We start from the raw sequence: 23171 nt of genomic DNA on the forward strand, positions 1-23171 counted from the left end.
TCAAAGGAACGTTATCGGGGACAAACCGTGAATTCGTCAAGCCTCAGGCGGCAATTGCCTCAGGCATGACGCTGGCGTCGAGCATCTCTTTGAGCTCGTCGCCTTCAATCACTTCCTTCTCAAGAATCTTCTGAGAAATGGTCTCGAGCAGAGCCATGTTCTGACGCAGGATCGTGAGGGCCTGGTCATGGGCAGTGTCGACCAGAGCTCGCACTTCCTTATCGATGGCCTGAGCTGTGGCATCGCTCACGGTACGGCGAGGATTGTTGCCGCCACCAAGGAAGCGACCTCCTCCCTGCTTGTCGTAAGCCAGGGGTCCAAGAGTCTCACTCATGCCGTAGGTGCCCACCATCTGCTCGGCGATATCGGTGGCTCGCTGCAGGTCGTTGGACGCGCCGGTGGTGACTTTGCCGAACACCACTTCCTCGGCTGATCGACCACCCAACAATGTGGCGATCTGGCCCTGCAGTTCTTCCCTGGAATTGAGGAAGCGCTCTTCTGTGGGGAGCTGCAGCGTGTAGCCGAGCGCACTCATACCGCGAGGCACGATCGAAATCTTGGCAACCTTGCTGCCACCAGGCATCAGGTGACCCACGATGGCGTGGCCCACTTCGTGATAAGCCACCACCTTCTTTTCATCGTCCTGAAGGACACGGCTCTTCTTCTCAAGGCCTGCAACAACTCGCTCGATCGCTTCGCCGAGATCCTGCTGCTCCACCTTGGTGCGCATGGCACGGGCAGCCAAGAGTGCGGCCTCGTTCACGAGGTTGGCGAGGTCTGCCCCGGCAAAACCACTGGTGGCCTGAGCAATGCGGTCAAGGTCGACCTCGTCGGCCAGCTTCACTTTCTTGGCATAGATCTCCAGAATCGTCTTGCGGCCCGAGAGATCAGGGCGATCGACCAGAACCTGGCGGTCGAAGCGACCCGGACGCAGCAGAGCGGCGTCCAGCACTTCCGGTTGGTTGGTGGCTGCCAACACAATCACCGGCTTGTCCTTGGAGGCAAAGCCATCCATCTCGGTGAGCAGCTGGTTGAGGGTTTGCTCCCGCTCATCGTTGCCGCCCACAACACCCATCGAGCCGGAACGGCTCTTGCCGATGGCATCCAGTTCGTCGATGAAGATGATGCAAGGAGCGTTCTTCTTGGCCTGCTCGAACAGATCGCGGACGCGGGCGGCACCAGCGCCAACGAACAGCTCGACGAATTCCGAGCCGCTGATGATGAAGAACGGCACACCGGCTTCCCCAGCCACAGCTTTGGAGAGCAGCGTTTTGCCGGTTCCTGGAGGGCCCACCAACAACACACCTTTGGGGATGCGCGCACCGATCTCGGTGTAGCGATCGGACGACTTGAGGAAATCAACGATCTCGGCCAATTCGTCCTTGGCCTCATCAACACCGGCCACATCAGCGAACGTGACACGCGACTGCTCATCGGGCACGTAGACCTTGGCCTTGCTCTTGGTGAAGTTCAAGGCTCCCTGGGCACCACCTCCACCCATGGAGCGGCGTGCAAAGAACTGCAGAACCAGGATGAAAATCAGCGGTGGAACCACCCAGCTGAGAATCGTGGTGAAAATATTGGGTTTCTTCGGCGGTGCAGCGGCAAACTCAACGCCCTTGGTCTCCAGGCGCTGAGGCAGATCCATGTCAAAGATCGGCGTGGTGGCCAGCACCGAAGGCGCTCCCTCTTCGGCTTCAGAGAGCTCGTAACGAATCTGATCCTGGGTGATATAAGCGCGCTTCACAGCGCCGTCATTCACCTGATCAATAAACAGTGAATAAGGCACGCGCGGAACCTGCTGCATGCCCTGATTGGGAATGAAGCTGCTGAGCAGCAGCAATACACCGAATCCGATTAGCACCAGGTTGAGGATTCCAAAGCGGCGGTTGGGGCGGTTGTCGTCCTCGCGGATCGGCATGAATCACGTCCTGTGCTGCCGTCAGGCTAAAGCCGAGATCCCAAGCCTGGTCGCAGCGCGATGGCGGAGAACCGAACGACGCATCATTGCGCTGATGCTCGCCAGCACTGGCAAACCTCGCCATTCTCGAGCTGAGCATGGTGAACACGATGCAATCGGATCCAGGACGCACGATCAGAAAGGAAGCGATTTATCAGTTGTTACTGCTGCTCTGCCTACTGGTGATGGCGAGCTTCGCCTTCCCTCGCATCACCTGGCTAGGCAACCTGGGTTATGCCTTGATTGCGCTGCTGCTCACCCAGCTGGTGATGTTGCGCAAACACGTGCTGAGACTGCACGACCGGATGTATCAGGCGCTGGGAATCATTGCGCTGCTCACTCAGCTTTGGTGGTTATTGACGCCTGTTCACTGGCGCCTCAGTGCCATCCCGCTGGTGGTGAGCTGGAGCTTGCTGGTGGGCTGGAGCGTGGTGCGCCTGGTGAAACGACTGGCCAGCGAACAACGCGTGAACACACAAGTGCTCATGGGAGCAGCCGCTGGTTACCTGTTGCTCGGGCTGACCTCTGGTTTGGTGATGAGTGGTGTCGAAACGATTCAGCCCGGCAGCTTCGAGCCGGTCGCCCTTCCAGGGGTCGAGGTGATGGGCAACTCCTCCGTGCTGCATTTCACTCCAGCGTTTGCGCAGATCAACTATTTCGCGTTCATCTGTCTCACGACACTGGGATTCGGCGACATCACTCCGGTTCACCCCCTAGCCCGCATGCTGGCGGTCACCACAGGAGTGGTGGGCCAGCTGTATCTGGCGGTGGTGATGGGAATCCTGATCGGCCGGTTCAGTTCGGAGCTGCGCAAGAACTGAGTTGCGCCTTCAGCAGCAGGTCGTGACCCAGGCTCAGACCTGGCTCACAGTTCAAACTCAGCACCTGATCCATCGCCGTGAAGCCCAGATCGCCCAGAGGCGTTCGCGCCAGCTCTCCGCCCAGCAGCTTGGGGGCAATCACCGCGGCAATCTCTTGCACACAACCCTGTTGCAACGCCGCTGAGGCCAGACCCGGGCCGCATTCCCACAGCACCCGGTTGCAACCACGGCGCGCCAGTTCAGGCAGCAACAATTCAGGCTCACAGCGATCAAGCCTCTGCAGCTCCACCCCCTGAGCTTGCAAAGCAGCCAATCGGCTGGCCTGGGGCTCCACCGCTTCGGAGAATGCGTGGACCACCAAAGTGGACGCGACATCCGGCTGCCAAAGCTGTGCGGCTGCAGGCAGATCAAGGCTGCGGCTGAGCACAACTCGCAACGGTTCGGGCGAGCGGCGACCTCGGCTGGTGAGCAGCGGATCGTCGGCACGCACGGTGCCGCCACCCACGATCACCGCATCGCATTGCGCCCTGAGTTGATAAACCCAGGCCCGCGCCGGCGGACCACTGATCCAATGACTGGCTCCATTTGGCAGCGCCGTGCGCCCATCCAGGCTCATCGCCCACTTGAGCACCCCCCAGGGACGACTCGTGCGCACCCGATGCACAAAGGCCCGGTTCTGATGGGCGGCTTCTGACTCCAGAATTCCGCTGATCACCTCCAAACCGGCATCACGCAGGCGTTGCAAGCCACCACCGGCTACGCGCGGATCAGGGTCAGTGAGCGCCACCACAACCCTCTGGATGCCAGCGGCAAGAATTGCCTCGGTGCAAGGAGGAGTTCTGCCCTGATGACAGCAGGGCTCGAGCGTGACCACGATCGTGCCACCTCGGGCGGCTTCGCCAGCCTGCTTGAGGGCCCCAGGTTCGGCATGGGGCTGACCAGCGCGCGCATGGAAACCCTCACCCACCAAGCGACCGTCTGAATCCAGCACAACTGCTCCCACCAGCGGGTTGGGGCTGGTGCGTCCTTCCGCCAGAGCCGCCAGCTGCAGAGCCCGGCGCATCCAGGGAATCCAGCGCTGCTCCGGTTGAGCCAGACCCGTCATCAGCTCAAGGGCTCGGTCTGCACATCACGCCATTCGGCCACAACATAAGGAGGCACTGGCATCTCATTGAAAACACCTGGCAGAAATAAACGCAACGGGCGTTTGTTGGTGAGGTCATTCAGCAAGGGATCGAGGGCAAATTCCACGGCTGCCTCGCGGCCGTCGGTAGCCAAAACAGGGTTATCGAGAGTGATGTCGTCGAGCTGCCATTCCTTCACCCCGGCTTTCACCATCAGCGACGTGGGGTGCTCAAGACGCATCTTGCCGGGGTAGCCAACGATGCGCAGAACCACAGGATTGCCGGGCTTGCCAACCCGATAGGCCACGGCTTGCCAACTTTGATAATCGAGATCCCGCAGGCTTTCCAGGCTGCGCAGCATCGGAGCACCGTTTTCATCCTGATGCTCCTGCACCTGGGCGCTGGCCGCTGCAGGGGTGAGCAGCAACAGCATCACGGCAGCCAGCAATGTGCAGAACAGACGACGCAGCGCGAGCATGAACAAAGCGTGGAAGCTGTGACCATGATTAGTCATGAATCACTCAAAGCGGCGTCCTTGCTGGATCCGCGTCTCGACTCCTGCGGCACTGGTCTGCGAGAAGTCGACGACATGACACCACCTGGAGACCAGGATGCCGAGCTGAGATTCGGCCCAGGCCAGCTGCGTTACTACGTGATGCGCCTTCACCGGCGCCCGCAACCGATCACAGCGATGACTCGGCATCTTCAGGCGACCCAGTGCCTGAGCTCTGCCGAAGGGCTGCCCTTCTGGATGCTGTTGGCAGCGCCCAACACCCAAGGTCCTGTACTCGATGCTTCAGCAGCGTGGCTGTTGAAGCTGAACCCTGGAGAAGGCATCAAATTGCACCTGGGCACCTGGCACGCAGGGCCGCTGTTTGAGGCAGCGTCGGCATCATTTTTCAACCTTGAACTGGCTGACACCAACCAGCGCGATCACGAAACGCTGCCGCTCAGTCGCTCAGTCAACGTGCGTCTGTCTTGAGATCAACAGAGAATGACGCCATCCAGACAAGCTCGTAAACGCTGTTAATTAAAAACGAGCCACACATTTTTTTGCCTCTGGTTGCATCATCAAGTTCACCAGTGCAGGACCGCCCTGACCGGATGCATTGGCGATCTGAGAAATTGCCGACAACGTTTTTCCGTCGTAACGGCTGTTGTAACTGCTCACCATGCAATTGCAGTAGCCACGCTGATTGGAAACATTTTCTGTCTTACCAGCAAGACACCCTTTCAAAAAGCCATCATTAAATTGACGTATCAACTGGGCATTTGAAGGCTGCCGCTGAGAGGTCTGCGCTGCTGCAACCTGGGGCCACAAGGCAGTTGCCACAAGACAAACAGCAAGAGGTTTGAATCGCATGAGACACGCCAGAATTGAAAGCATTATAAGAAGAAACTGCTCAAGTACAGAATGTCAAAGATTCTATTCTTAGACATCTAGAGACTTGCCTTACCGTTGTTGTTGATTCCAAGCTTCTCCATAATCGCATCAAATTGACGCTTCAGCTTGCCGAACCGCTTGTCGCTCTCATCAAGCTTCTGCTCTAAAGCCTCGATTTGCTCCTGACTCTGAGAATCGCGCTCCGTAAGCTTCTCAATCACCAGATTTTGACGCTGGTCTTCAGCAAGAGACTGGCGCTTCTCATCCTCGAGCTGTTCTATCCGCAGCCGCAATAAGGCGACCAGCTCACGGGTTGATTCGGACCCCGGAGCATTCATGTCTTCACTGCTGTTTTGCTGATCCAGCAGAGCCTCAAGCTTGGCTTTCAAGGCATCAATCTGCTGATCACGAGACTGGAGATCATCCTTGAGCTTCACGAAGCTGGCATTCATCTCAGTGCGGTATTCCGAGATCTCTGAAGAGCTCACCTTGGTTGACTCTTTTTTCTTACCCAGGGGGAAGGAGAAACCCAAACGACCGGCGACGGAGGGAGTTGCGCCGTACTCGTAATCGACGGATGGGGTGTAAGACAGTGCACCGTTGAGGTGCAGTCGATCTCCCACTCTCACTGCGCAACCCGCAGAGATGGCGTACTGGGAACCAAACGCACCGGTGCCTACGCCGCAACGCGCCGGTTCATCTTCCTGCAGGGTCACTTCAGGAATCGCCGACATCGCCGACGCGATCGCCCCGCTCGATTGCACGGCCTGACCAAGACCACGTGCTGCAGACTCCAGCTTGGGAATCCTCTGATTCACAGCATCATCCAATTGCTCGAATGACACCGACGTGCGCTTCAGCGTGCCGTCTTGATTCGCCGCGATCATTTCAGTGCCGTCGCCGGCGAGATTGGGAGCGGTGACTTCGGTGTTGGTGGTCCCCAACACAATCTGGTTGTTGCGAGTCGTCACAGCACCTGCGCCAACAGCGGAGGAGCCGTCGTAGCTCGCCGTTGCACCCGCACCAATCGCCAGAACATTGGTTCCTGTCGCTCGTGAGGTGCCAATCGAAATGGCATTGTTTCCATTCGCCCTGGCGGTGAAACCAGATGCCAAAGCGCCACGACCGGTTGCCGATGAATTCTTACCCGATGCCATTGCACCATCTCCGCTAGCACTGGCTGAACGACCAACGGCCATAGCTTCCGAAGTGGCAGTGGCATCAGTACCGATCGCCAACGCGTTCGTTCCTGATGCCTTGGCTTTGAAACCGGATGCCAAGGCGCCATTACCAGAGGCAGACGCACTTCGGCCGATGGCACTCGCACCTTGCCCGTCAGCACTGGCTGCAGCACCAAAAGCAGATGATTCACTGGTTGCAGTTGACCCGGCTCCATACGCTGCAGCATTGGAACCAGTCGCTGATGCACCAGCACCACCTGCCGTGGAATCAGTGCCAGTAGCCAATGCACCGGCACCGAAGGCAATCACATTGGTACCTGTGGCGCGCGCTGTACCAATCGCGATGGCATTGACACCATTGGCATTGGAATAAGCACCAAGAGCAGTGGCATTGGTGCCGACTGCATCAGACTCTCCACCGTAGGAGGATGTGGCTGTGCCATCAGACAGAGCGCTGGTGCCGAAGGCGATGGGATCTGTATTGAAGCCAAGAGCCTGGGCTCCGGCGCCAAAGGCCATGGCCCGGCGACCATTGGCGATGGCACCAGCGCCGATTGCTACAGAGTTATCGCCGTTGGCGCTGGCGAAGCCACCCATGGCCATGGTGTTTTCAGCTGTCGCATTTGCTCCAAAGCCGTAAGCGATAGAACCACGACCTTGGGCAGAAGAATTCATACCTGTAGAAATTGATCCAACGCCACTGGCATTCGCCAGCGTGCCGAGCGCCGTTGATCCTTCACCAGTTGCTTTGGTGCGTGCACCGAAGGCTGTGGCGGCAACGACTTCACTGGCTCCAGCTCCACTATCAGCGACGCTGTTTGCACCCACTGCCGTGGTGCCCGCTCCTTGTGATTTCGCGTTTTCGCCGTAACACGTTGCTTCCTGACCACTCCCAACACAGAAAGTTGTGTCGTTAGGGAGCATTCCCAGACTGAGTGCACCCAACACACCGGTCTGATTGCTCACAACAAGGGAATAATCCGAGCCCGCCAAAGACGTGAGTCCAGGCGTCTGGTAAGTCGTTGAACCATCGCCGAATGTAACGCGACGTTCAGCGGTCGTGGATGAACCAGTACCGATGGCGGTTGCATTGGCATGGGTGGCTTGGCTGCCAGCACCGACTGCCGCGGAATTGGTTTTCGTGGCACTGCTGGCGTCACCCACAGCAATCGACGACGTTCCGGAGCTAACTGGGTTCACGCCCAAGGCAAGTGACATATCTCCACTGGCGTTAGCACCCTTACCAAAAGCAGAACTATTGGCACCAGAGGCAATCACCTCATAACCAACAGCCGTTGACTGCAAGCCTGAAGCATTTGCTGCTTTACCAAACGCGGAGCTGTCTTCGGCTGATGCCACTGCTTCATAGCCAACAGCTGTGGACTCCTTCCCTGAGGCCGTTGAACCCTTACCAAAAGCGGAGCTGTCTTCCGCTGATGCCACTGCTTCATAGCCAACAGCTGTGGATTCCTTCCCTGACGCAGTTACCCCCTTACCGAAGGCGGAGCTCTGAGCGCCTGAAGCGATGGTGTTCACACCAACAGCGGTTGATTGATCACCGCTTGCTTTTGCTCGCGAACCGAATGCCGAACTTTCCAGTTTTGATGCATTGGAGAGGAAGCCGACAGCTGTTGATTGCAGAGCGGTGGCATTCGCCAGTGCACCAAACGACGTTCCGTAATTAGCCGTGGCTTTGGCGCCACGACCAATCGCCGTTGATGATTCTCCAGATGCGGTTGTTTCAAGGCCCATGGCGATGGCATCTGTTCCAGAGGCAGTCGCACTTCGACCCATCGCCATGGAATTATTACCAGAGGCGGTGGCAAGGACACCCTGAGCAATTGAATGATTCGCTGTCGCTTCTGCTCTGAAGCCAATACTTTGAGCAAAAAGAGCTGTTGCATTGGACTGGAAACCAATCGCTATAGCACCATCCTTTATCGACTGGGATTGATTACCGAGAGCGATGGAATTGGAGCTGTTCGCCTTGGCGAATCGGCCAATGGCAACGGCAGACAGACCTGACGCCTCACTTTTAAAACCCAGAGACGTTGCAAAATTGGAGTTTGCAGTGGCTTCGTAGCCAAAAGCACTCGCGTAATTTGCAGTGGCATTGGCATACGTGCCAACAGCCGTTGTATTGATTTGATTCGCCAAGGAGCGACGTCCAATCGCAACAGAATTAGTGGCCGTTGCCGTAGCCAAGAAGCCAATTGCGGTAGCGCCGGAATCAGTTGTATTTAATGCAGCAGATGCATTCGCCTGAGCACCAATTGCTGTTGTGTATTTTCCGGTGGCATTCGCTCCAGGGCCATAGCAAACAGCATCAGCACCGTTGCCTTCGCAATTAAGAGAGTTGAAAGCACTGCCACCGACTTCATAGCGGCTAAGGGTGCCATCTGAGTTGGCTACGACGATTGCATTTCTTGCTTGCGAACTGTTAGCCAAATTGGCTGCAGTGACTTCCGTTGCTGCCTTGCCTAATACCAATTGATTGTCTCGGGTGGTAGAAGAACCCGAGCCAATGGCTGTGGAGCTGTCGTTACTGGCAGTGGCGAAGCTACCGATAGCTGATGAATTCTCCCCAGAAGCCGTGGCATTAGAGCCAATGGCTTGCGATGCCGCACCGCTGGAGTTGGAGTAAGAACCTAATGCGATTGAGCGGTCGGCACTCGCATTGGCTTGGACTCCGATTGCAGTGGCTTGAGCGTTTGTTGCCTTGCTGCTGGCGCCGAGTGCTGTTGTACGGCTTTTACTAGCGATTGACGCTCGGCCAATCGCCGTTGATTGAGTGCCAGACGCATTGGCTCTCTCGCCAACAGCAGTGGCGTTTTGTTGGGTAGCCAAAGCCCCGGCTCCTAAAGCAGTGGATTGAAATCCGGTTGCTTGGGTGGCATCACCAAAGGCTGTTGCATTGACCTTCGTCGCAATAGCTTCCGTGCCAACGGCAATGGCATTCTTTTCATTGGCAATGGATAACTTGCCAATAGCGAGAGAATCTTCTGCTGTTGCCTTGGACAAATAGCCAATGGCTACGGAATCATTTGCGGTTGCATTCGCATAGGAGCCGATGGCTGTCGAAAGTGTCCCACTACCAACGGATGAATAGCCAATTGCGATGGAATCGGCCTTCGAAGCATTAGCTCCTTGGCCAAAAGCGGAAGCACGCGTGCCGCTTGCGATTGCTGCATGGCCAACGGCTACTGCTGAACCTGCATTGGCCTTGGCTCCACGACCAACAGCTGTGGATTGATCACCGTTGGCATTTGCCTTATCACCTAACGCAGTGGCGTTGGCTCCTGTAGCTAAAGCGCCAGAGCCAATGGCAGTGGCGTTGATTTTGTTGGCGATGGCTGTGTGGCCAATCGCAATAGAATCTTCTGCGGTGGCTTGAGCTTCAGTACCAAAGGTGGATGAATTAGCCCCAGATGCTGTGGAATTAACGCCATGGGCAATTGCACCAGTTTTGTTGGCATTGGCTCCAGCGCCAAATGCCATCGAAGCACGGCCACTGGCATTGGCCAAAGTTCCATAGGAACTTGAGTAGTTGGCAGAAGCTTGGGCCGAAGTTCCAACCGCCGTGGAATTGATGCCTTCAGCGTTCGCTGTATGTCCAATGGCAATAGCGTTAATTGCAGTCGCATTGGCTTTCCAGCCAACAGCCAATGCACATTCTGCGTTGGCTTTACTTCCTGTGCCTAAAGCTGTTGAGCGAAAACCAGTCGCCTGCGCTAAATGACCGATTGCTGTGGAACCTTGTTGTGTCGCACTGGAAGATTTACCGATACTGGTTGAATCTCCTCCTGATGCAGTTGCTATAAATCCAAATGCTGAACTATTTGTTCCGCTAGCTGTTGCGCTATCACCTGAAGCTGTTGAATTTTCACCACTAGCCTTTGCCTCAGTGCCAATGGCGGTTGTATTGGCTTTATTGGCCACAGCTGATGTGCCGATGGCAATCGAATCGTCGCCTGAGGCACTAGCCAGGAAACCAACGGCAATAGCATCTTCTGCTGTGGCATTGGCTTCTGTTCCGAAAGAACTTGAATACTTGCCGCTGGCTTCGGCGCTTGTACCAATGGCAGTCGCGTTGATACCAGAAGCAATGGCGTTATGACCTATTGCTTGAGCATTTCCCTTGTTGGCAATACTGTCGACGCCAATGGCCGTTGCACTAAAACCACTGGCTTCTGCTCCCCGACCGATTGCAGTTGCTTTCTGGCATGACGCAGAGGCATTGGACCCAATCGCTAGTGATTGCAGGGCCGAGGCATTGGCGGAAACACCGATGGCTATGGCAGCATTTTCAGATGCGTTTGCAAAACTGCCGAGTGCAATTGAGCGGTTGGCCAAAGCCTTGGCCGAGTAGCCCAAGGCAGTGGTTGCATTTTGAGTGGCTTCTGTGTACGCACCGAATGTTTGGCTTCGGTAGCCCGATGCAGTGGCGTTAAATCCAAATGCCGAAGATGCATTGTTGCTGGCTGATGCTCCAGCACCAACAGCTGTTGTTCTGTTGTCTTGTGCCTTGGCATTGGCTCCAAGGGCGGTGGAATATTTCTCAGCTGCTTTTGAATTCGCTCCAAGAGCCGTTGCAGCAAATTCAGTTGTGTTGCTAGAAGCCGCTGCATTGGCATAGGCACCAATCGCTGTTGTATTTTTACCAGTGGCATTAGCGCCAGGGCCATAGCAAACAGCATTGGCACCATTGCCCTCGCAATTCAGAGATTCAAGGCCGTTATCACTTACCGTGAATCTAGAGAGTGTTCCATCGCCATTAGCAACAATGAGAGAAGTTCCTGTACCACTGAGGTTGGCAACAGTAACCTCCGTTGCTGCTTTACCAAGCATTAACTGATCATCACGCGTGGTGGCTGAGCCAGTGCCAATTGCTGTAGATCTGCTATTGGTTGAAGTGGCATAGCTACCGACGGCAGATGAATTCTCACCAGAAGCGGTTGCATTGGCACCAAAAGCTTGGGAAAGGATTCCATCAGCAACGGCTAAGGCACCCACAGCTGTTGAACACTTCCTATTGGCTTTGGTTAAAACACCTATTGCAGTAGCTCGCTCACCCATCGCTTTGCTGACTGTGCCAAGAGCTGTGGCATCGTGCTTGCTGGCTAAAGATTGCCTGCCAACGGCTGTTGATTGAGTGCCAGAAGCATTGGCTTTCTCTCCAACAGCAGTGGCGTTTTGCTGGGTAGCCAAAGCCCCGGCTCCCAAAGCAGTGGCTTGATTGCCGGACGCGTTAGCGGCATCACCAAAAGCACTGGAATTGACCTTTGTCGCCTTGGCTTCCGTACCAATCGCTGTTGAATTGGTTTCACTTGCGACTGAGGATTTACCAATAGATATCGCATCCATTCCTGAAGCTGTTGCTGAATATCCAAAAGCGATGGCATCCTCTTTAGTCGCGGTGGATGCTGTACCGAAGGTTGACGAATTAGCTCCAGAAGCTATTGAATTCACGCCATGTGCGATGGCACCAGTCTCACTAGCATTCGCTCCTGCACCAAAGGCCATCGAGGCCAAGCCACTGGCATTGGCCAATGTTCCATAGGAACTGGAGTAATTAGCAATCGCTTGAGCTGAGGTGCCAACGGCCGTGGAATTAACACCTAAAGCATTGGACGTGTGTCCAATTGAAACAGCATTAATAGCCGTGGCATTGGCATTCCAACCCAGAGCCATCGAGCATGGTCCATTCGCTGTGCTCCCTGATCCAATAGCGATAGATCGATCAGCATCAGCAGTCGCTAAGTAACCGACTGCTATTGACCCTGATTTAGTTGCTTTGGATGAGGATCCAATACTGGTTGAAGAGGCTCCAGATGCAGTAGATCTGAATCCATAGGCTGAACTTTCGCTACCGCTAGCAGTTGCACTATCACCAGTAACTGTTGAATTCTGCCCGGTTCCTGAAGCACTTGTGCCAATGGCTGTTGAATTAATTCCTGTCGCTTTAGACAAGGTACCAATTGCAATGGCACCCTTTGCATTCGCAAGGGACTTATCCCCGAATGCCATGGAGGAGAATCCAGAAGCATTTGCTTCATAACCAAATGCTTTCGAACCATTATTAGACGCTATTGCACCCACACCAATTGCAATGGCTGAATCAGCACTAGCATTAGAAAGGCGACCTATTGCCGTTGAATTAGTACCAACAGATTTGGATTGAGCACCGACTGCAGTTGAGGCATAACCCTGAGATTTTGAGCGAGTACCAATTGAAGTCGAGAAAGAACCCGTCGCATTAGCAACAGCACCTAACGCAGTTGAATTTCTAGCAACAGCCTTGGACTGAGAGCCCAAGGCTACAGAGTAATTGCCTTGAGCATTTGAGAGACGACCTAAAGCCGTAGAATTTGCCGCAGAGGCATTAGATTCTCGACCAACTGCAGTTGCATTAACACCTTTTGCAATTGCAAAAGCACCAATTGCTGTAGTGCCAATCTCACTTGCATTGGAACTTAAACCAAGTGCAATGGAGCCATCAGCCAATGCTCGAGATTCTGTACCTATGGCAATCGAAGCATTCCCAACGGCTTGCTGCTCTTCTGTATCAAAACTACCGGCTACAGCTTTATAGCCAATGGCAATTGTATTAGTTGTCGATCGAGACTCTTCGCGGGAACATGGAGGGTCATCACAATCGTAAGGAATTTCAACCACACGACTTGCGCCAGAAGACGCTTGAGAACCCAATGCAATACTTCCACTACCATTAGCAACAGATGAATCACCAACAGCCTGTGAACTTGCACCCTTGGCAGAAGAAGAAGCCCCCAAGGAAAGAGAATTAGCGCCTGAAGAGTTTGAACTAAATCCAAAGGCAGCACTATTTATCCCCAATGCTTTGGAGCTCGAGCCTGCCGAGGTGGAATTGGCTTCTGACGCAGTGCTACTAAAACCTAGAGCTGTAGATCCAATCTTTTGCGCTTTGGATATCGATCCGAGCGCAGTGGAGTTTCTGCCTTGAGCTGTGGATTTAAAGCCCAGTGCCGATGCATTTTCACCAGAAGCTCCAGAAGCACTGCCTAAGGCTGTGGAGCCTATAGACACTGCACTGGAATCTCGACCTAAAGAGGAGGCATTGGTGCTGGTCGCCGATGCGTTAGCGCCAACAGCAATGGAAGCGCTTGCCGATGCATTGGCAGACGCACCAACAGCGATCGCTCTTTCGCTTGTGGCGTTAGCGCTTGCACCAACGGCAACGGCACGATTCGAGGTTGCATTCGCATCATTACCAACCGCAATCGTAGATTGATCAGACGACAAAGCCAGCCGGCCAATTGCGACAGAAGATGCCCCTTGCCCTCTAGAACTTTGACCAATCGCGATTGCTTTATCACCATTACTAAATGCAAAAGAACCTATAGCAACGGAGATAAGACCATTCGCTTTCGATTCATTGCCGATGGAAATAGCTTGAATACCTTTAGCGCCTGCATGCTGACCGTAAGCGATGGAATTATTACCGCTGGCGTTTGCTTGTGTACCTAAAGCCTGAGCACCGTTCGCCAATGCAATACTGTTCGCCCCGATGCTGATCGTGAATTCACCACTCGCATTGGCGCTACGCCCAACTGCGAGAGCTGTGTCATTGCTTGCATTGGATTCTGAGCCAATCGCAATCGCATATTGTCTGGTTGCATTGCTATAACCGCCTACTGCAACGGTTCCCTGTTGAATTGCTTTTGCATTTTGCCCGTAGGCGGCAGAGTTGGTATCTCTAGCTTCAGCTTGATTACCTAAACAAATAGAAGAGTTTTCGGAAACAGTACAATTTGTTCCCTGATAGCTAATGGTTGTTGGAGGGATTGAAGCTGGATCCCCTACATGAAGCTGGCCATCTGTATCAATACTCAGTGATCTAGTACCAGACGTCGGCAGATCCTCAAAGCCAGGCAGGAAGTAATCTGTTCCTCCTTGACTTTGATTGGCTCCGATTGTTACTGAAGTGCGAATGCCTGATGTTTCTGCCTGCGTTGCTTGCGCATCTACGCCGATCGCTGTGGAGTTTTCATAGTTTGCCTTGCTCCCTGAGCCGATCGCGAGGGCATTGATATTTGTAGCACTGGATTGAGTACCGATTGCTATTGAACTTGTGTTGTATGCGTTTGAATCAAAGCCGATAGCAATTGACTTCAAACCGCGCGCATTTGCACTCTGGCCAAGAGCCATTGCTGAAGTATTTCGAGCATACGCGTTCACTCCAACTGCAGTAGAACTTGTGCCTGAAGCCTGAGCGCTTTGGCCCACAGCAGTGCTTGAGCTACCTAGAGCTCTGGAGGATGCACCAATGGAAACGGCACTAGATCCATTGGAAAAGGCATCAAATCCAACAGCTGTTGAATTTATTTTTGCAGCATTTGATCCAAAACCCAGTGCTGATGAACCATCCAATAATGCGCTACTGCTGGCACCGAACGCTGCAGTGTTTGACGCATTCGCCAATGCCTGTTCACCCAAGCAAACCGCTGAATCTGCCTTGGCAACGCAGTTAATCGCTTTGAAATAACTGTTTGATACTGCAGCTCTTGAGAATGTGCCGGTACTGTCAAGCACTGCCAGACCATATTGAGTTCCCGACAAGGAGCTACTTGCAGTAGCTGTTTTTAACTTTGGTGCCGTTAAAACTGTATTAGTACCAAGTTTGACCTGGTTAGCACGATCCGTCGCGACATTTCTTCCTAAAGCAATTGAATTCTCATGTGCAGCCTTGGCATTCGTACCTATTGCGATTGCACTAAGTTCTGATGCTGTTGCATTTTGGCCAAGAGCAATCGAACGATTAGCTGCAGCATTACTTCCAGTACCAATCGCAGTGGCATTTCCTGCACTAACAGTTGAGCCGTATCCGATTGCAGTTGCGTTCATTTCAGAGGCGGATGCATTTGCACCAACTGCCGTTGCACCAAGTTCGATCGAACTATTGCTTGTTGCCGCGACTGCTCCTGCCCCGATGGCTGTTGCATTCAGTCCTGTGGCATTAGCACCGGGGCCATAGCACACAGAGTTGGTTCCATTACCAGTGCAATTGAGCGCATTAAGGACACCTCCACCAATTTCCTGTCTGGAAACAACTCCATCCGCATTGGCAACCACAAGTGCATTGCCCTGTTGTGAGCTGTTCGCCAACGATCCGACTGTGAGTGTGCTTTGCAGATTCGCTGCACTGCTCGCCGTCAATGTCGTCAGAGTCGTGCTTCCTGTAACCCCTAACGTTCCACCAACTGCCTGGTTTTTGGTGATCGTTGAATTGCCTGAAATCGTCTGATCACCACCAACGGATTGATCACCTGTCACCGTCAATGAATTATTGATCGTTGTTGCTCCTGAAGCGGTGAGCGTATTGAGAGCGGAGGCCCCGCTCACACTCAGGCTGTCAGTGCTGGCGCCGCCGGTGACGGTTAGTCCGCTGCTGACGGTGGCTCCGCCGGTGAGTGATGTGCTGCCTGTGACCCCTAACGTCCCACCAACTGCCTGGTTTTTGGCAATCGTTGAATTGCCCGTAATCGTCTGATTACCACCGACGGATTGATCACCTGTCACCGTCAATGAATTATTGATCGTTGTCGCTCCCGAAGCAGTGAGCGTGTTGAGTGAGGTATTGCCGCTAACCGTTGCATTGTTGCCAATGCTTAATGAGCCATCACTGGCTCCAATTCCCACGGCCCTCTTCAGAGTTCCGTCGTCGTTGGCAATGATGACTTCGGATCCGCTTCCCGCGAGGCCTGCGGCTGTGACCTCTGTTGAGCTGGCGCCCAACATCATTTGATTAGCGCGATCCGCAGTCGCCCCAGCGCCAATTGCGGTGGCATTCACTCCATTAGCGCTGGCACCAGAGCCAATGGCCATCGAGCACAAACGATTCGCAAGTGCTCCCCTGCCGATCGCAAAAGCGCCGAGACCAGTGGCGGTGGCACTAAGACTGCCGCTTCCATAGTCTCCTGGAATATCCGTGATCTGTGCTTGAGCCTGATGGGGCTCAAGCGCTTCGCCCACGAGCACGCCGATGGCGCCGAGTTGGCCCAGGACTGCCCAGCTGGCAAAAAGGGTCTGAGCGGAACGGCTCCAACGTTTACTGCGACTGCTTCGGCGCTTGGGAGTGCTGCGCCGATAACCGGCAACTTTCAGCAGCATTCCCAAGAAGAGGTTGTCCTTGGAAGAAGCCACTGAGCTAAGACACTTAATTCTGAGAATTTGCTGAGTTACAGGCAGAGGCGCACAGAGCTGTAACAGAGACCGCAGAGAATCTGCCCGATTGGGATCACCAAACCTCTGAAAAATCCTGGGGCCCGAAATGTCCAAACAGGACCTTTGAACGATTGGTATCAATTGCCTCTGAATGATTCCGTTGGAGGCTCAACACAGTTGCTTCATAAACAACATGTGTTGATGACATTCCCTTTAACCTCACACCCCGGCAGGTTCCTCTTGATCTCCCATGGCAGTGCAGTCACTTACTGCTTCCAGCACATTGCTGGTGGGAGAAGCCCGTTGGATGCTGCTGCCCATCCCGAAGGTGGCCTCCACTCTGCTGAAGCGTTTGGCTGTGATCGCAGACGGCAGAGAACCTTTTGAGGGTGCAGCCTTCGGTGAAACCAAGCCTGCACTGGCGATTCACCAGGCACAGAACCACGGCCTTCAAACGCTGAGCCAGTTAAGCGAGGCAGACCAGGAGAGCTGGACCAACGATCCCCACGCCTTGCGCTTGGCAGTCACCCGCCATCCAGGTGAACGCTTGCTGTCGTTCTGGCACGACAAACTGCATCTTGCTGATCCAGCCTATGCGCCCCTGAACGGCTCGGTTCAGGCAGCACGCCGCAAAGATCAATCAGAGCCCTGCCGCTTCTCGGATTTTCTCAGTTACCTCAGTGATCACTGGGAACTGCTGCAAAGTGATGGCCACTTGATGCCGCAGCATCGCTTTATTGGTCAGAGCAACCTCTTCAACCTGCGCTTGGATCGCCATCAGTTGGTGAAAGAGCTGCCAAAAAAATTAAAATCCTTGCTTTCGGCTGAACGACTGCAACGGCTGAATCAGGAACTCAAAAGCTATGACAACCATTGCCGGCAACGGCTGGGCAAGCGCTGGGAAGAGGCCTATGGCAAAGAAGGCTTTGCACTCCTCCAAACCATCTATGGCGAAGATCTGGAGACGTTTGAGTATTCATTGCCTCGCCGGCGAACCGACAAGGTCAAGCCTCTGGGGGCTGTCGATCAAGACGCCATAGTCGATCCCCTGCAGCAACTGCGCGATCGCCATCACCAGATTGCTGGATTGCATCAACAAGTTTTTGAGCTGCAACAGCAACTCGCCAAAGCTCAACAAGATCTCGCTCAACCACCTCTACCCCCTATCTCGAATCCGCAGGGAATTTGGCCTGACCACAACACTCCCGAAGCAGGACTCGCTCATCTATACGAGGCGATCAGCCAAAACCATTCCCAGGAAGTCGTCGAACAAACAGCTTCACTTCAAGGCCACCCACATGCCGGAGAAGTGGCTTATCTGGAGGGGATTGGCCATGCATCTCTGGGCAGCCACGAAAAAGCTCTGCGTTGCTTTGAGAAAGCACAGAGCAACGGCTTCCTCACACCCTATGTGCTCTTCAACGGCGGAAACTCCTGCCGCGCTCTCGGCAATACCGATGAAGGTCTGCGCCTCTACCGAGAAGCCCTTGAAATGCATCCTGGCTTCAGTGAGTGTCGACACAACCTGGCTCTCTGTCTCGTCGAAGCTGGCCATCCAGCAGAGGCCGAACGCGAACTGCGCCTGCTGCTGCGCGATCAACCCAGCTATTTCTCCGCTGCGTTCTGCCTCGCCAATCTGCTGCGGGATCACAAACGTGATCCTGAGGCCATTGAAGCCTTCCGTCTTTGCCTCCAGCATGCTCCGAGTTATCCGGATGCCTGGAACAACCTCGGACTGACCCAGGGCAGCACCGGCGACATCGATGCCGCGATCTCCAGTTACCGGCAGGCACTCTCGATCAACGCTGAGTTCAAGCCCTCACGCCAAAACCTGGCGCAGGCACTGATCCAGAAGAAACAGCATGATCAAGCGCTTGGAGAATTTGAACGCTTCTGCCAATGCCCCGACATCTCACCGATGGAAACGGTGGTGGGCATCCAAGGCCGCATTGCCTGCCTGATGGAGCTGAATCGTTACGACGAAAGCCTCAATGTTGCTGACCGCTGCAGTGACGACCGTCGGGTTCAGCTGATGACAAGGCTGCATGTGCTGCCGGTGTTGTATTCCACGGATCAAGAAGTCGTCAAAGTGCGAAAGCGCTGGAAAAAAGATGCCAAGGAGCTTTACAAGCTTCTGAAAGGCATCACCCAAGAGGATCCAGCCTGGGAGCAGCTCTACGCCCATGCCTGGTCGCTCACCAACTTCTATCTCGCCTACCAGATGGAAGACGATCGTCCATTCCAGGAGCTGTATGCCGGCATCCTCGATCGCATCCTGCGCCCCAAACTCGGTGCGTTCATGCAACCTCTTCCCCAACGCGATCCGGCAGACACCACACCCTTACGCGTTGGTGTGATCTCTCCGCATTTGATCAACCACAACGGATCGATCTGGGCTCTGGGATGGCTGGAGGGTATTGCCGGCAATCCCGGTTACGAGATCTTCAGCTACAACATTGCCGACAGCGAAGACAGTGGCAGCCAACGCTTTGCAGCTCTCGGCACCTATCGCCATCTGCCGCTACGAGCGGACAATCCAGAGATGATTTTGCAGCAGATCCTCGACGATCAGCTGGATCTGCTGATCTACACCGATATCGGCATGCATCCAGCCAGCAAGGCCACATCCGTACTGCAACTGGCCCCAGTGCAGGCACAGGGTTGGGGTCACCCGATCAGCAGTGGATCCAAAACGATTCACTACTACCTCTCTGGTGAAGGGATGGAGCCTGAGGGCAATGAGGCTCACTACAGCGAAACCCTCTACCGCCTGCCCAAAACAGGCCTGAACTACGAGAAACCTGCTGCCATCCACGATGGGCAGTTGCTCTTCGACAAGTTCGATCTACCCCGGGACAGGCCGATCCTCAATTCGCTGCAGAGCACCTTCAAATATTTACCTCGCAACGACTGGACCTTCGCTGAAATCGCCCGGCGCCACCCCGAAGCCTTCATCGTGTTGGTGGGCCATATGGGCAACGGCAGCATCGCCGAACGGCTTTACGAGCGCCTTCGCCCACACTTTGAACATCGCGGCCTCGAGATCGAAAACCACCTGCGCATCCTGCCCCGACTGGATTACGCAGACTTCATGGGACTGTTTGCCATCAGTCATCACACCATCGACACGATCGACTGGAACGGTGGCAACAGCTCAATGCAATCGTTCTCGCTCGACTGCCCGGTGGTGACGCTGCCAACAACGTTCATGCGCGGTCGCCACACCGTGTCAATGCTCGACGTTCTCGAGTTACCCCAATTGATTGCCAAGGATGTCGATGATTACGTGGCCATCTCCAGCCGTCTGCTGGAAGACGAGAGCTTCTACCAACAAATGCGGACATTGATTGGCGAACGCAAGGAGCGTCTTTTCCAAGACAAGAGTGTTGCCCAAGCTTTCCAAATGGCCGTGGAAACGATCTGCCGCAAGCCACCGGAAGTGGGACAGAAGCCATCCTGTATTCGCACAATTCCCTTGAATGCGATCACTGCAAACATCGGCACCGTTGAAACCGATCAAACGATGGCGGCATGAGTGAGACTCACCAATCCAATGGGCTGATGCCCGGAAGAAGGGTGATGAACCGTGCTGAGTGGGCCTCAGCTCAGCAGCATCTTCAAGACGGAGGAACACTCACACCCCTCCTGCCCCTAGGCAACAACGCGGCCATCGTCTGGATCCCCAAAAACGGCTGCAGCACGATCAAACGTGTATGGCTGCAATTACAGGGGTGCCGAGACGAGCAATTGCTCAGTGATCCCCACGGTTCAACACTCCATCACACCTACTGGCTGACTCCAGAAGAATTGAAAATCGTTGCTCAACACCGTGGCCTGATCGCCATCTGGCGAGATCCGGTTGACCGATTCGTATCAGCCTGCAGAAGCCACCTCGTAGAGCTGACACGGTCAAAAATCGAGCAGAAATTACACACAAACACTGAGAATGAGGCCTCCTATCAAGAGGCCCTGGAGTATCACCGAAACCTCTTTCTGCAGCATGGAATCGCCAGCTTCGCTGATGACTCCGACCCCGTTTACGTCATGAATGCTGTCGCACTGCAACTGCGCCAGTGGATCTCTTGCCACATCGACTGGAGTCATCACACGATTCCTCAGGTGGCCTATCTGGGGGGAGACCCCGGTTGTTATCACTCCTTGCATGGGATGGAGAACATCAATGAACTGATGCAGCACTGGCAAACAGTCAGCGGAATGGAGATCGATGTGTCATCTCAACATGTGTCCAGAGATCTTGAAGCCGAGAATCACTGGAGGCGTTTGAAGCGTGAACATCTCACGCCTGAGGCTATCAAAGCGCTTAATCAGTTTTATGGGGCCGACTGGGCATTTCTTGAACTCGCTCAAACAGTGTTGAGCACGAAGAGATCTGAGCAGCAGGCAGCGTGAAGAACGTTTTACCAGAGCTACTTCGCGATCGACCCGAGGCTGAACGTCAGCGCTGGGCACGTTGGGTTTTGGGGAGTCACAGTGATCAGTTTCTGCCGGAAATGCATGCGGCGGTAGAAGAACTCAACAACAGCGATCCGATTACTGCAGGATCACCTGTACTCAACCCAGGATCAACCGCTGAAGACGTCGTGGTGATCGCATGCCAACGCGGAAAGCACTGCGTTGTCATGGATCAACCCATCCCCTGCCGGGTAGTTCTCTTTGATTGGACTGGGGAAGGAGTCGAAAAGGAAAGCAACCCCCACGGGTTTGACGTGCTCAGTGTGGCCACCGAATGCAAAGGACATCTCATGGAGGAAGCCTGGCGCCAATTACCTGCTCCTCCTCCTGGCCATTACATGGGTTTCATTGATGACGACGTGTTGCTTCGCAGCAGCGACATCCAGACCTTGCTGGCCACAGCACGCATCTACAACCTCAGCGCTGCCCAGCCTGCGGTGACGTTCAGCAGCAGCCTTTGCCAGGAATACGGATGGTTACGGCAACGCGCCTGCACCACGCTGCATCGGGTACCGATCGTGGAAATCATGGCACCATTTATTCGCAGCGACTTACTCGAACTGTCGATGCCGTTTCTCAATGGTGTTCGCAGTGGCTATGGATTCGACCGTTTTGCTTTGCCACTCTGCGCTACCCATCTGAAGTCCTGGAGGTTTGCCGCTGTGGATCTCACTCCCCTAGCGCATATCCGAACCTTTGGATCACTGGACAAGCGTTTTTCCAACGGGTTGCTAAGCAAGGAAGAGGAACTATTGATCCGCCAAAGATTGATGGCTGCGATGAATTTTGAGGTCAATCAACGAATTAAAGAACAATTTGAAGAGGCAGTAGCTTGATACTGAATCCTCAGTCGTGGCGTTCACCCATCTCTGAGGAGCTAACCCCATTGCAGTGCCTTCCCAGATTCCGCGAAACTGACCTGCTGGCATGCGAACGACCTGAAAACGTACAACGCAGTACCAACATCCATTTACAGGAACTCTTCAGCCAGGGATATACCGTTCTTCCTGGAGCTATCCCATCCAGCGTTTGCGACAAGCTGGCAGCCTTAATTGATCCGTCGACAGCCTTCGAGAATCCACATGACCTCTGGGTTGAATATGACGACCCTGAAAAAGGAAGAATCTATGGCGTCCCATTGTCACAACAAGTCGTAGAGCGCAGCCAATGTCGATATCGGGGAATGGACCTTTACCGCAATCAAGAAGCAGCAATAGAAGCGTGTTTTGCCCCTGCTTTACGCGAATTACTAATAAGAGCACTCAACAGTGAAGTTTTAGCATATCAACAATTGGCTTTCACTTATGGAAGCCAACAGGCTCTGCACCAGGACCCAATGTATGTCCGAGTGTCCAGGCCGCTGAAACTCATAGCCAGCTGGATTGCCTTGGAGGATATTCAGCCAGACTCAGGGGAGCTGATTGTCGTGCCGGCGTCCCACACCCTACGGCAATTACGTTTTAACTCCAGCAACGACGTCCAGTGTCAACATATCTTCTCTGGAGGGGAACGTTCATTATGGTGGAATAATCATGACGAGACCTCTCACCGCAATCGACTGAATGAACTTCAGCAACTTTCCGAAGTTTTAGGATCTCACATTTACCGGCCCTGCAAAGGCGATGTTTTAATTTGGAGCAGTCAGCTTATTCATGGAGGAAGCATTGTGCAGATGAGAAACAATAATTTCCGGCCAACGCGTCGAAGCCTGGTTACGCATTACTGCCCAATCGACTCAGTGCCAATGTACTGGTACCAGGATGTTCATACTCAACCAACATCACCCTATCCCTATTGCCATCTCACCTGGAAACACCTGCCACGTTACCGCTACCCATCAGGATTCGACGCCAAAAATTATTACAAACTGAATAAATCATGTCTAGACAGAGAGGAGTGGGCTAAAAAAGATCCAGCATTGCATTACGCCTTGTTTGGCAAAAACGAAGGCAGAAGAGTAAGCTAATAAGAAGACAATTGCTTTAAAGTCCGTTTGCAAAACTTTCAAACATCCTTGTAGTCAAT

At 54.1% G+C, this 23171-nt stretch carries 11 protein-coding genes; 6 read left to right on the forward strand and 5 right to left on the reverse strand.

All coding sequences use genetic code 11. The features are described 5' to 3' along the window. Positions 1 to 43 precede the first annotated feature (43 nt). A complete protein-coding gene (ftsH, locus tag AC6EI9_RS06260; protein ID WP_498469634.1) occupies positions 44 to 1921 on the reverse strand; it encodes an ATP-dependent zinc metalloprotease FtsH in 1878 nt (625 codons plus the stop codon). A 137-nt stretch (positions 1922 to 2058) separates the two neighbouring features. On the opposite strand from ftsH, the gene AC6EI9_RS06265 reads away from it, so the two are divergent. Further along, a complete protein-coding gene (locus AC6EI9_RS06265; protein WP_498469635.1) occupies positions 2059 to 2781 on the forward strand; it encodes a potassium channel family protein in 723 nt (240 codons plus the stop codon). Here the strand turns inward: AC6EI9_RS06265 and ribD are convergent. Then, positions 2756 to 3886 carry a bifunctional diaminohydroxyphosphoribosylaminopyrimidine deaminase/5-amino-6-(5-phosphoribosylamino)uracil reductase RibD gene (ribD, locus tag AC6EI9_RS06270; RefSeq protein ID WP_498469636.1) on the reverse strand — a complete coding sequence of 377 codons (1131 nt, stop codon included), beginning with the start codon at positions 3884 to 3886 and terminating at the stop codon, positions 2756 to 2758. The two genes, AC6EI9_RS06265 and ribD, sit on opposite strands and share 26 nt — an antisense overlap. Then, a complete protein-coding gene (locus AC6EI9_RS06275) occupies positions 3886 to 4383 on the reverse strand; it encodes a DUF3122 domain-containing protein (RefSeq protein ID WP_498469947.1) in 498 nt (165 codons plus the stop codon). Before AC6EI9_RS06275 ends, ribD begins: the two co-directional genes overlap by 1 nt. Before the next feature lie 24 nt (positions 4384 to 4407). On the opposite strand from AC6EI9_RS06275, the gene AC6EI9_RS06280 reads away from it, so the two are divergent. Beyond that, entirely contained in the window at positions 4408 to 4887 is a 480-nt protein-coding gene (locus AC6EI9_RS06280; protein ID WP_498469637.1) for an ureidoglycolate lyase, read from the forward strand. A gap of 48 nt (positions 4888 to 4935) precedes the next feature. Here the strand turns inward: AC6EI9_RS06280 and AC6EI9_RS06285 are convergent, their stop codons facing one another. Both AC6EI9_RS06285 and AC6EI9_RS06290 read right to left on the reverse strand, forming a co-directional pair. Continuing rightward, a complete protein-coding gene (locus AC6EI9_RS06285) occupies positions 4936 to 5292 on the reverse strand; it encodes a hypothetical protein (RefSeq protein ID WP_498469638.1) in 357 nt (118 codons plus the stop codon). Between the two features lie 53 nt (positions 5293 to 5345). Continuing rightward, positions 5346 to 16619, reverse strand: a complete 11274-nt coding sequence (locus tag AC6EI9_RS06290; RefSeq protein ID WP_498469948.1) for a YadA-like family protein — start codon at positions 16617 to 16619, stop codon at positions 5346 to 5348. Between the two features lie 304 nt (positions 16620 to 16923). Between AC6EI9_RS06290 and AC6EI9_RS06295 the strand changes: the two genes are divergently transcribed. Genes AC6EI9_RS06295 through AC6EI9_RS06310 form a run of 4 tightly spaced genes read left to right on the forward strand, consistent with a single transcriptional unit; the run spans position 16924 to position 23112 of the window. After that, positions 16924 to 20208: a tetratricopeptide repeat protein gene (locus AC6EI9_RS06295; protein ID WP_498469639.1), complete on the forward strand. Its 3285-nt coding sequence runs from the start codon at positions 16924 to 16926 to the stop codon at positions 20206 to 20208. After that, positions 20205 to 21083 (forward strand): sulfotransferase family 2 domain-containing protein, encoded by an 879-nt coding sequence (locus AC6EI9_RS06300; protein WP_498469640.1) that lies wholly within the window; start codon positions 20205 to 20207, stop codon positions 21081 to 21083. Before AC6EI9_RS06295 ends, AC6EI9_RS06300 begins: the two co-directional genes overlap by 4 nt. Beyond that, the gene (locus AC6EI9_RS06305; protein ID WP_498469641.1) at positions 21080 to 21982 is read left to right on the forward strand and encodes a hypothetical protein; all 903 of its coding nucleotides are present in this window, start codon (positions 21080 to 21082) and stop codon (positions 21980 to 21982) included. The genes AC6EI9_RS06300 and AC6EI9_RS06305 overlap by 4 nt, the downstream gene beginning before the upstream one ends. 50 nt (positions 21983 to 22032) lie before the next feature. Beyond that, positions 22033 to 23112 carry a phytanoyl-CoA dioxygenase family protein gene (locus tag AC6EI9_RS06310; protein ID WP_498469642.1) on the forward strand — a complete coding sequence of 360 codons (1080 nt, stop codon included), beginning with the start codon at positions 22033 to 22035 and terminating at the stop codon, positions 23110 to 23112. Positions 23113 to 23171: the final 59 nt, after the last annotated feature.

It is taken from the genome of Synechococcus sp. MIT2312 (genome assembly GCF_059772315.1).